General features: G+C 42.8%; 11 protein-coding genes. All 11 read left to right on the forward strand.

The genetic code is table 11. The annotated features are described in order from the left end of the window. Positions 1 to 146 precede the first annotated feature (146 nt). The 11 genes from HMPREF0373_RS10650 to ilvA all read left to right on the forward strand — a co-directional run bounded on the left by HMPREF0373_RS10650 (position 147) and on the right by ilvA (position 11,784). A complete protein-coding gene (locus tag HMPREF0373_RS10650; RefSeq protein ID WP_021739720.1) occupies positions 147 to 515 on the forward strand; it encodes a helix-turn-helix domain-containing protein in 369 nt (122 codons plus the stop codon). Between the two features lie 74 nt (positions 516 to 589). Continuing rightward, positions 590 to 1,102, forward strand: coding sequence for a hypothetical protein (locus HMPREF0373_RS10655; RefSeq protein WP_021739721.1), 513 nt, complete (start codon positions 590 to 592; stop codon positions 1,100 to 1,102). A 91-nt stretch (positions 1,103 to 1,193) separates the two neighbouring features. Next, a complete protein-coding gene (locus HMPREF0373_RS10660; protein WP_021739722.1) occupies positions 1,194 to 1,457 on the forward strand; it encodes a hypothetical protein in 264 nt (87 codons plus the stop codon). A gap of 160 nt (positions 1,458 to 1,617) precedes the next feature. Further along, entirely contained in the window at positions 1,618 to 2,793 is a 1,176-nt protein-coding gene (locus HMPREF0373_RS10665) for an ATP-binding protein (protein ID WP_021739723.1), read from the forward strand. Between the two features lie 125 nt (positions 2,794 to 2,918). Beyond that, positions 2,919 to 3,773: a patatin-like phospholipase family protein gene (locus HMPREF0373_RS10670; RefSeq protein ID WP_021739724.1), complete on the forward strand. Its 855-nt coding sequence runs from the start codon at positions 2,919 to 2,921 to the stop codon at positions 3,771 to 3,773. Between the two features lie 182 nt (positions 3,774 to 3,955). Further along, entirely contained in the window at positions 3,956 to 4,966 is a 1,011-nt protein-coding gene (plsX, locus tag HMPREF0373_RS10675) for a phosphate acyltransferase PlsX (RefSeq protein WP_044964005.1), read from the forward strand. Between the two features lie 21 nt (positions 4,967 to 4,987). Beyond that, positions 4,988 to 5,215: an acyl carrier protein gene (gene acpP / locus HMPREF0373_RS10680; protein WP_021739726.1), complete on the forward strand. Its 228-nt coding sequence runs from the start codon at positions 4,988 to 4,990 to the stop codon at positions 5,213 to 5,215. Positions 5,216 to 5,297: 82 nt separating this feature from the next. Then, positions 5,298 to 5,990, forward strand: a complete 693-nt coding sequence (gene rnc, locus HMPREF0373_RS10685) for a ribonuclease III (protein ID WP_044964008.1) — start codon at positions 5,298 to 5,300, stop codon at positions 5,988 to 5,990. A gap of 21 nt (positions 5,991 to 6,011) precedes the next feature. Further along, entirely contained in the window at positions 6,012 to 9,581 is a 3,570-nt protein-coding gene (smc, locus tag HMPREF0373_RS10690; protein ID WP_021739728.1) for a chromosome segregation protein SMC, read from the forward strand. 48 nt (positions 9,582 to 9,629) lie between these two features. Further along, on the forward strand, positions 9,630 to 10,571 hold the full coding sequence (gene ftsY, locus HMPREF0373_RS10695) for a signal recognition particle-docking protein FtsY (RefSeq protein WP_021739729.1): 942 nt from the start codon (positions 9,630 to 9,632) through the stop codon (positions 10,569 to 10,571). A gap of 1 nt (position 10,572) precedes the next feature. Further along, a complete protein-coding gene (gene ilvA / locus HMPREF0373_RS10700) occupies positions 10,573 to 11,784 on the forward strand; it encodes a threonine ammonia-lyase (RefSeq protein WP_044964045.1) in 1,212 nt (403 codons plus the stop codon). Positions 11,785 to 11,821 lie beyond the last annotated feature (37 nt).

An 11,821-nucleotide genomic window follows, 5' to 3' on the forward strand; every position in this document is an offset into this window, starting at 1 on the left:
GCTGACCAGAATCACGCACCAAGTCTCACGTGTGTTCGACTTGAATGGATCCCATATATAATTGATTTATTCAGCGCATTTGCACTGATAAAAAGCTGGATTTTTTGATGGAAAAGTGCTAAAGTAATAAGACAACGTGTTTCGGGATGGAGAAGATTACGGAGGTACAAAAAATGCAACCAATGTATGTATCAATTCAGCAAAAAGAAACAGGCAATCGAATCAAGAGTTTGCTGAAGCAGAATGGTTATACGGTCAAAGATATTCAGGGAGCTATGGGATTCGAGAATCCGCAGGCGGTGTACAAATGGCTGTCTGGAAGATCCTTGCCAAGCATCGACAATTTTATTATTTTGAGCAGATTATTGCATACCAGTATAGAAGATATCCTCGTCATTGACGGGGATATTGTTCGTTTATGGAGCTGTTACCTTATTTTTTATAAAAATCAACCGTTTTTCGAAAAATATTCCCCAATAGTTAACAATACTTTCCTTTATAAACCAGCAGTTTAGTGAAATATAAACGACAAAGTATTATAGTAAATACAGCAGCAGAAGTAAAATGATAATGAGAAGGGGGATTTGTTATGCAGAAGATGACATCAGCCTATGCGAATAAAAAATTAAAGAGTCTGGAAGAGGATAAGGCATTTTGGGTAAATAAGGAAGCAACTTCATGTACTTACATCGCAGCAATTAATGAAGAGCCGGTGATCCCGGAATATGACTATTTGGAAGTGGCACAGATTATTGAAGATATCGATGCTAAGATAGCGGTGCTCAAGCATGCAATCAATCTGAATAATGCTATGGCAAAAGTACCGGTTGGCGATGAGGAAATGAGCATTGATACAATTTTGGTCAAGATGGCGCAGTTGAACAAACGTAAAAATATACTCGATATGATGCGTAAGCAACTTCCGAAGGAGCGGCTTGATAATTCTTACCGGGTCAGAAATTCGATAGCAGAATATCGTTATATCAACTATGATCCGGCACTGATCAAACAGGAATATGAGCGTGTATCTGATATGATTTTGTTAATGCAGATGTCGCTTGATAAATATAATCAGACAGTAGAATTTGAAGTAGATTTTTAAAGAAAGATTTCCCTGCACTTCTGATGAATCTGTAAGATATTTAGAGTGATAAAATATCAAAGTTATCCGTACAAGATTGAACATACATAGCGTGGAAAAAATAGATGGGTTATTGTTTATTGATATTGATTTATTTGTTATGAGTTATTTTTTAAAGTTATGGTTCAAAGTTCAGTTTGTTGAATGGGAAAAATATAATCAAGAAAATCTTGTAAAAAACCTGCAGGAAACTGCTTGTGTGGAGGTTCGGTTACATACACAATATTTTGACAAAAATTGGAAAATACAGAAAAATATGAAAGATCGACTGTGTATCGGAAATGGATATACCGTCGATTTTTGTATTTATGAATGATTGTGGGGCAGACAGCGACAATAAGCAGGTGATGGGGATTAAAACGATAAGCTTATATGATTTTATCTGAATTATTTCGCGATAAACGGCGTATAATTACGAAAAAGTATTGACGCAAACGTATTACAATGAAATAATACGGGTAGGAGGTGCATTTATAATGTTCAAAATAAATCCATACAGACCAGGCGCTGGATTAATGCCAATTTATCTTGCCGGTCGTGACGATGATCTTGAAAATATAGACAGTCTGTTTATGGCGATGACTTATAATATCCCTGTGCAGTCCGTGATTTTCAGCGGTTTGCGTGGGGTGGGGAAAACGGTTCTAATCAATAGTTTACAGAAGAAAGCGGAAGAAAAAAATATTTTCTGCAAGCATATCGAAGTGGAGGAACGGAATGACTTTATTTCGCAGATTGCAAGCTGTTCACAGGCATTTTTACGAAAAATCAGTGCAAAGGAAAAGTTTAAACATCTGATTCAGAAACCGTTGGAGGCAATTAAATCTCTGGTGATTTCTTTTGATCCAAACGACAGTACCTTTTCCTTATCTGTTCAGGAAAGAGAACTGTATAAAAGTTCGAACCTTACGCAGAGTCTGACAGATGTATTTACGACTCTGGGAGAGGCGGCCTATCAGTCAGAGATACCGATCTGTTTTTTTATTGATGAGATCCAGTATATGAAGTCTGCAGAACTTGGTGCACTGATAGCGGCACTTCATCGGACGAACCAGCTGGGCTATCCGATTATGATCGTGGGAGCCGGATTACCGAAAATATATGCGATGCTTTCAGAGGAAAAATCCTATTCAGAACGCTTGTTTCTATATAAAGAAATCGGTTCTTTGAGCAAAGAGCAGTCTGAGGCGGCGATCCGGGTTCCGGCTGAAAAATTTGATGTGCATTATACGGATGAGGCGATTGACCGAATTGTGGAAATTACAAAGGGATATCCGTTTTTTATTCAGCAGCTTTGTCAGATTGTTTATCAGAATACAGATAGCAAATCAATTGATGTGACGGATGTTGAACAAAATATTGAAGAATTTTGGTCTGTACTTGACAATGGATTTTTCAAGGTGCGTTATGAGCGGTGTTCTGCTTCAGATAAGAAATTTATTTTCGCAATGGTACAATGTGGGGAACTTCCCTGTACGATTTCGAATGTGGCAAAAATCATGGGAAAATCAGTCACATCGATTTCCACAGCGAGGGCACAGCTGATCAGCAAAGGGATTATTTATCCGGTACGTTACAAGGAACTTGATTTTACGGTTCCGGAATTTTCCGGATTTATTCAGCGATTAAGTGAATATCAGCAATGTGAATAGGGGATGTTCAGCAACAATTCCGGAAAATCGTTCATTGACATCTGTTTCATCTCTGATAAAATAGGATAGACATTAAATGATTGATATTTTATAAAGCATGAGAGAATGAAAAGGTGACAGAACATATGAGCAAAACAGGATTAATTGTAGAAGGCGGCGGAATGAAGTGTGCATATAGTGCAGGTATTCTGGATGCCTTTCTGGATAAAAATATAACATTTGATTATGCCATCGGTGTGTCAGCAGGGTCCGCAAATGTGGCATCTTTTTTGGCAGGGCAGCGTGAGCGTAATCTTCGCTACTATACAGATTGGATCAAGGATCCGGGATATTTTGGTATAAAGAGTTTTATCAAAACCGGAAATTTGTTTGGTTTGCAGCATATTTACGGTGATATGACGAATTCTACCGGTGTGGATCCGATTGATTTTCATGCATTGAGTGCGAATCCTACGGAATACTGGATCGTGGCAACGGATGCTGCGACAGGAACACCGGTATATTTTCCAAAGAGCAAGATGAAACAGGATGATTACCGCTGTATTATGGCTTCCTGTGCGTTGCCGGCAGCATGCAAACCAATTGAGATTGACGGAAAACTATATTATGACGGCGGCGTGACAGATGCAATCCCGGTGCAGCGTGCGCTGGATGATGGCTGTGATAAGATCGTTGCGATTTTATCAAAGCCAAGAGGATTTATAAAGAAACCGGAAGGTATGCGTTTCTTATACAGCAGAATGTGCCGTAAGTTTCCAAATACGGTGAAAGCACTGGATAACCGCCATATTATGTATGGCAAATGCCAGCAGCAGTTGTATGATCTGGAAAAAGAAGGCAAAGCATTTATTTTTGCACCGAGCAATCCGCCGAAAATGAGTACCTATACGATGGATCGGGAAGTAGAACAGCAATTATATGATCTTGGGATGAAGGACTTTCATGATGCTGAGGATCGATTCAAAAAATTTCTTATTTGATAGGAAGTTGTGCTATGGATGATGTTATATGGGAGAATATGTGATAGTACACTTTCTTGCAATATAATATTTACTGAAAAAACGGTAAAAAGTTTTACATCGGGATAAGAAAAATCGGTTGATTTATAGATAGACATAGTGTATATTTTTTAGTGGATGGACAAGGAGACGGAGGAAAAAGTATGAGCGAAACAGTCCGCGTAGCAGTGGATGCCATGGGTGGTGACAACGCACCGGGAGAAATCGTAAAAGGTGCGGTACAAGCTGTTCAGGCAGAAAAAGATATCAAAGTATTTCTGGTAGGCAGACAGGATGCTGTCAATGCTGAACTTGCAAAATATACTTATGATAAGGAAAAAATTGAAGTTGTACATGCCGAGGAAGTTATTGAGATGGCAGAACCGCCGGTAAATGCGATTCGTAAGAAGAAACAGTCATCTCTGGTAATCGGAATGAATATGATTAAGCATCAGGAAGCAGATGCCATTGTGACAGCCGGAAGTACCGGAGCTACTTTAGTTGGCGGTCAGGTGTTGGTTGGCAGAATTAAAGGCATTGAACGTCCGCCGTTGGCATCTTTAGTTCCGACGGAAAAGGGAGTTTCACTTCTGATCGACTGTGGAGCGAATGTGGATGCACGTCCGTCACATCTGGTGCAATTTGCCCAGATTGGATCTATTTATATGGAGAACATTGTCGGAATCAAGAATCCGAGAGTGGCGATCCTGAATATCGGAGCAGAAGAGGAAAAGGGTAATCAGCTGGTAAAGGAGACGTTTCCATTGCTGAAAGAATGTCCTGGTATCAATTTTATCGGAAGTATTGAAGCACGGGAGATTCCACATGGCGGTGCCGATGTGATTGTCTGTGAGGCATTTGCGGGAAACATCGTACTGAAACTGTATGAAGGTGTGGCTGCGACATTACTTTCCAAAGTAAAAGAAGGACTGATGTCATCTCTCCGGTCTAAAATTGGAGCACTTTTGATTAAACCTGCATTAAAACAGACATTGAAGTCCTTTGATGCCTCCCAGTATGGTGGAGCTCCTCTGCTTGGGCTGAATGGTCTGGTGGTTAAGACACATGGCAGTGCGAAAGCAATTGATGTGAAGAATTCTATTCTTCAGTGTGTGACATTCAAGCAGCAGGATATTAATGGTAAAATCAAAGAGCATATTATTGTAGAAAAATAACAGGGAGGGAGGATTTGCGTCATGGAGTTTGATAAAATTAAAAGTATCATCAGTGAAGTATTAAGCATTGATGCTGATGGTATTACAGAAGAGACTACTTTTGTAGATGATCTTGGAGCAGATTCCTTGGATATTTTCCAGATTATTATGGCAATCGAGGAAGAGTTTGAGATCGAGATTCCGACAGAAGAAGCAGAAAAAATCACAACTGTTGGCGATGCGGTAGAACAGATTAAAAAAGCATTGTAAGAATCAGTATAACAGGAAAATGGATGCTGTTGCAGTGAGTATTTGTCTCTGCAACAGCTCTTTGTTTTACAGGAGGAATGATATGGAACAGCTCAAAGAGTTTCAGAAAAAAATCGGTTATCAGTTTCAGCAGGAAGGTCTGTTGCGCCAGGCACTGACTCACAGCTCCTATGCCAATGAACATCGGATGAAAAAATTATCCGATAATGAGCGTCTGGAGTTTTTGGGAGATGCGGTGCTGGAAATCGTAACCAGTGATTTTTTATATCATGAGCATACGGATGTGCCGGAGGGGGAACTGACCCGTGTGCGTGCAAGTATTGTATGTGAACAGACACTGGCATTTTGTACCAGAGCACTGAATCTGGGTGATTATCTTTTTCTTGGAAAAGGAGAGGATCAGACCGGTGGTCGAAAGAGAAAATCTATTTTGTCAGATGCATTTGAGGCAATTATCGGAGCCATTTATCTGGATGGTGGTTTTGCTAATGCAAAAGAGTTTATTCATCGTTTTGTGCTGAATAATGTGGAGCATATGCAGCTCTTTTATGATAGCAAGACTATCCTGCAGGAGATCGTGCAGGGAGATGAGCATAGCGGAAAGCTGGAGTATGTGCTGGTAGAAGAATCTGGTCCGGATCACAATAAGAATTATAAAGTAGAAGCCCGTATCGGCAATAAGAGTTATGGTTGCGGTGAGGGACATACCAAGAAGGCAGCAGAACAGGAAGCTGCTTATCAGGCCATTCTGGAACTGAGAAAGAAGGACAAGTAAAAGTAATAAACGGAGGAATGTATGTATCTTAAATCAATCGAGGTACATGGTTTTAAATCATTTGCCAATAAAATTGTATTTGAGTTTCATAACGGAATTACCGGTATTGTAGGTCCGAACGGCAGTGGAAAGAGCAATGTTGCAGATGCGGTCCGCTGGGTGCTTGGTGAACAGAAGGTAAAGCAGCTGCGAAGCGCCAGTATGCAGGATGTTATTTTTGCAGGAACGGAAAATCGAAAGCCGGTAAGTTTTGCCTATGTGGCCATCACACTGGATAATTCGGATCATCAGCTACCGTTGGACTATAATGAAGTGACAGTAGCACGACGGGTGTATCGTTCCGGTGAGAGCGAGTATCTGATCAACGGTACCCAGTGTCGTCTGAAGGATGTCAATGAGCTTTTTTATGATACCGGTATTGGTAAAGAAGGCTATTCTATTATTGGTCAGGGACAGATTGACAAGATTCTGAGTGGCAAACCTGAGGAACGCCGGGAATTGTTTGATGAGGCAGCCGGAATTGTTAAATTCAAGCGTAGAAAAGCAACGGCATTGAAAAAACTGGAAGATGAGCAGCAGAATCTGGTGCGTGTCAATGATATTCTGGCGGAGTTGACGCGACAGGTAGGCCCTCTGGAACGACAGGCGGAACACGCGAAAGTTTATCTGAAGAAAAAGGAAGAACTGAAGGAGTGCGATCAGAATCTGTTTTTACTCGAGATGGAACGGATGGATACCGAATTGGAGGGTCTGGAGGAGAAATGTGGTATTACAGAGCATCAACAGGCGGAAATCCGGCAGAAATTTGAAGGAATCAAATCTCGTTATGAGGAGCTTGAGAAGCAGGTTGCGCAGGCAGATGAACAGATTGGTGAACTGCAGCAGAGTATGAATGATACCGGTGTTTCGAAAGAAAAACTGGAGGGACAGATCAATGTTTTGCGGGAACAGATCCATACAGCACAGCAGAATGAGGAACATGTCAGAAGCCGTGTGGAGGCACTGCAGGCCGATGTGGACCGCCAGCAGAAGGAAGGCGAGGATTACAGCAGCCGGCAGACGGAACTGGAAGCCGGCATTCGTGAAATCGAGCAGAAGAAGTGTTTGCTGACAGAAAAGCTGGAGACATTGCGGAAAGAGACAGCCGGAATGGAGCAGCAGATGGAAGCAGGGAAGGCAGAAATTTTGCGTTTGCTGAATGCCCGCGCTTCCATGAAAGCAGAACAACAGCGTCTGAAAACGATGCAGGAACAGGCTTCTATCCACCGGGCGCAGTTAAATAAGGAATTGCTGGAGCAGAAGAGCGGCGGTGATGATGTCAGCGGATTACTGTTCAAACAAGAAAAAGAACTGGCAGAACTGAAGAAACAGATTGTGTCCATGGAGGAAGAAAAGACTTCCATTGAAAAGAAGCGGACTAACTGGCAGCAGGAGTTTGAAGAACTGCGTGGCCGGATGGATCAGTGCAAGGAGCAATATCACAAGGACAGTTCCCGTCTGGAATCTCTGCGGAATATCGCGGAGCGCTATGACGGATATGGCAACAGCATCCGCCGGATCATGGAGCGTAAGGCAGATACACCGGGAATTCACGGTGTTATCGCAGATCTGATCAAAGTGGAAAAAGCGTATGAGACCGCCATTGAGACAGCACTGGGGGGAAGTATCCAGAATATTATAACGGACAATGAGGATACTGCCCGTCAGATGATTGAATATCTGAAAAAGAACCGGTATGGTCGTGCTACATTTTTGCCGCTGACCAGTGTGTCTGCACCGGAGCATGTTCCGGCGGAAAAAGCGTTAGGTGAGACCGGTGTCATTGGTATTGCAAGCAGTCTGGTGCACACGCAGCCACAGTATGAAAAGGTGGCAGGTTATCTGCTGGGACGGGTGCTTGTAATGGACACCATTGAGCATGCGGTGATGGTTGCCAGAAAGTTCCGCTATTCTCTGCGTATCGTTACCCTGGAGGGCGAGTCACTGCAGCCTGGCGGTTCCATGACCGGTGGCGCGTTCCGAAACAACAGCAATCTGCTGGGACGGAATCGTGAGATTGAGATTTTGGAAAAACAAGTGGCTGACTGCCGTGCACAGGCGCAGGAAATCCGCAGTCGGATGGAAGATGTGAAGACCGCAAATGCACTGCTGAAGGATGATTATGAAGAATTGCAGGTAAATCTGCAGCAGGCTTATCTACATAAAAACACATTAGAGATGGAGACCAGTCATATTCGGGAGCAGCAGGAAAAACAGGAAGCTGCTTATGCCGGCATTCATGAAGAGATTGCCAAAATTGATGCGGATAAAAAAGAATGGTCCATCGATCAGGCACAGATGGAAGAACAGATACAGATGTCTGTGGACAAGGAAGCTGAAATAACCGGTCAGAATAATGTTTTATCTCAACAGGTAGAAAATAAAAATCTGGAGATTGAGAGTGTTTCCCAGGATCTGAATGATGTTCTGTTGGAGATTGCACAGAAACAGCAGCAAAAAAATTTCCTGCAGCAGAATATTCGGAGAACGGAAGAAGAAATCCACCGTCTGAATCAGGAGAAGAAGCAGATTTTGGAGGACAGTGCAAATAGTGAGACTGCCATTGAAGAGCGGGAAAAACAGATCAGACAGCTGCAGGAACAGTCAGAAGCAGCTGTTTTACAAAAGCAGGGGCTGGATGAGAAACTGACGGTAATCCGTACACAGAAAGAAACAATGCTTGGAGAGCAGAAAAACTTTTTTGCACAGCGGGAAGAACTTTCACAGACTATGAGTGATCTGGATAAAGAACTGTTCCGATTGAATCAGCAGAAGGAAAAGACGGAGCAGGCACAGGATTCTCTGACTACTTATATGTGGGAAGAGTATGAAATCACCTATCATGCAGCAAAGGGAGCAGAACGGCCGGAGAAGCAGAACGTAGCTGAACTCAAAAAGCAGATCGCAGGTATCCGGGATGAAATCCGTAAGCTTGGAAATGTCAATGTCAATGCCATTGAAGAGTATAAGAGTGTTTCGGAGCGTTATGAATTCCTGTCCGCACAGCATGCGGATCTGGAGGAAGCGAAAGCGAGTCTGGAGAAGATCATTACAGAACTGGATGAAGGTATGCGTAAGCAGTTTGCAGAGAAATTTGCAGATATTCAGCGGGAGTTTGACAGGACATTTAAGGAGTTGTTCGGCGGAGGAAAAGGTTCACTGGAGCTGACAGGTGAGGAAGATACAAATGACATTTTGGAATGTGGTATCAAGATCATTGCGCAGCCGCCGGGAAAGAAACTTCAGAATATGATGCAGCTGTCCGGTGGAGAAAAGGCACTGACAGCGATTGCATTGTTATTTGCAATCCAGAACTTAAAGCCATCTCCGTTCTGTCTGTTAGATGAGATCGAGGCAGCCTTGGATGACTCTAACGTTGATCGGTTTGCCAATTATCTGCATAAGCTTACAAAAAATACGCAGTTTATTGTTATTACTCATCGACGGGGAACTATGACAGCCGCAGATCGTCTGTATGGTATCACCATGCAGGAGAAAGGTGTGTCTGCATTGGTTTCCGTCAACCTGATTGAAAAAGAGCTGGATGCGTAATCTGGAAACAGTTTTTATACAAAATTTATTTGAGAAAGGAAGAATAGTATGGCTGAAGAAAAAAAGGGTTTTTTTAAACGACTGGTCAGTGGTCTGACCAAAACCCGTGACAATATCGTGTCCGGATTTGATTCTATTTTCAGCGGATTTTCACATATTGATGATGATTTTTACGAGGAACTGGAAGAAATTCTTGTAATGGGTGATATCGGAATCCATGCCACAGAAGAAATCATCGAAAATCTGAAGAAAAAAGTAAAAGAAAACCATATCAAAGAGCCGGCAGACTGCCGGGAGCTGCTGATCAACAGTATCAAAGAGCAGATGTATGTAGGTGATACAGCGTATCGCTTTGAAGAGGAAACATCCGTCGTTCTGGTCATCGGCGTCAATGGCGTTGGAAAGACTACTACCATTGGAAAATTGGCAGGAAAATTGAAAAGCCAAGGGAAAAAAGTGATTCTTGGAGCGGCGGATACTTTTCGTGCCGCTGCGGGTGAACAGCTGACAGAGTGGGCAAATCGTGCCGGTGTGGAGATTGTTGGTGGTCAGGAAGGATCTGATCCGGGTTCCGTTGTATACGATGCCGTGCAGGCAGCAAAAGCCCGGAAAGCAGATGTATTACTGTGTGATACTGCAGGACGTCTGCATAATAAGAAAAACCTGATGGAAGAATTAAAGAAGATTAACCGTATTCTGGAAAAAGAGTATCCGGAAGCATACCGCGAGACTTTAGTAGTTCTGGATGCCACTACCGGGCAGAATGCACTCGTTCAGGCAAAGCAGTTCAGCGAGGCTGCCGAGATTACAGGTATTGTATTGACCAAGATGGACGGAACGGCCAAGGGAGGAATTGCAGTTGCAATTCATTCTGAACTTGGTATTCCGGTAAAATATATTGGTGTAGGAGAAAGCATTGATGATCTGCAGAAATTTGATGCAGATCAGTTTGTTGATGCACTGTTTGAGAAGGAGGACGTAAATGAGTGAAATGCTGACACTGGATCGTTTTGAGGAAGCCAGTGAAATTGTCAAAAAAGTAACACAGGAGACAAAGCTGGTATACAGTGAATATTTAAGCGAACAGACAGGTAATAAAGTATATTTGAAACCGGAAAATATGCAGTTTACCGGTGCGTATAAAGTGCGTGGTGCTTATTACAAGATCAGCACATTGACAGAAGAAGAGCGTCAGCGTGGTCTGATCACCGCATCCGCAGGAAATCATGCACAGGGTGTGGCTTATGCGGCAAAACGTTATGGTGCAAAGGCAACCATCGTAATGCCAACTACAACACCACTGATCAAAGTAAACCGTACGAAGAGTTATGGTGCAGAAGTTGTCCTGTACGGAGATGTATATGATGAAGCTTGTGCAAAAGCATATGAGCTGGCAGAAGAGCACGGATATACATTTATCCATCCTTTCGATGATCCTGCGGTTGCAACCGGTCAGGGAACCATTGCAATGGAAATCTTTCAGGAACTTCCGCTGGTAGAATATATTCTGGTACCAATCGGTGGCGGCGGACTTGCAACGGGTGTATCTACACTTGCAAAATTGTTGAATCCGAAGATTAAAGTCATCGGTGTAGAGCCTGCTGGCGCAAATTGTATGCAGGAATCTCTGAAGACCGGTGAAGTAGTGACTTTACCACAGGTAAATACGATTGCAGACGGTACTGCTGTAAAGACGCCGGGAAGTAAAATTTTTCCGTATATTCAGGAGAATCTGGATGATATCATTACCGTTCATGATGATGAACTGATTGTAGCATTTCTGGATATGGTAGAAAATCATAAAATGATCGTAGAAAATTCCGGTTTGCTGACCGTGGCAGCACTGAAACACTTAAGTGTAAAAGATAAACGTGTCGTTTCTATCTTAAGTGGCGGAAATATGGATGTCATCACCATGTCCTCTGTAGTACAGAAAGGTCTGATCCTGCGCGATCGTATCTTTACTGTATCCATTCAGCTTCCGGATAAACCGGGTGAATTGTGCAGAGTCGCAGGTGTTGTAGCCAGTGTACAGGCGAATGTTATCAAGCTGGATCATAACCAGTTCATATCTTCCAACCGGAATGCAGCTGTGGAGATCCGGATCACCATGGAAGCATTTGGTACCGAGCATAAAAAACAGATTATTGGGGCACTTCGTGATGCGGGCTATGAACCAAACTTGATCCAGGCGGTGCTGTAATTTTTTGTTTATCTCAGTCGAGAAGACTCCCACTTCT

The organism is Eubacterium ramulus ATCC 29099, assembly GCF_000469345.1.
Classification (GTDB): domain Bacteria; phylum Bacillota; class Clostridia; order Lachnospirales; family Lachnospiraceae; genus Eubacterium_I; species Eubacterium_I ramulus.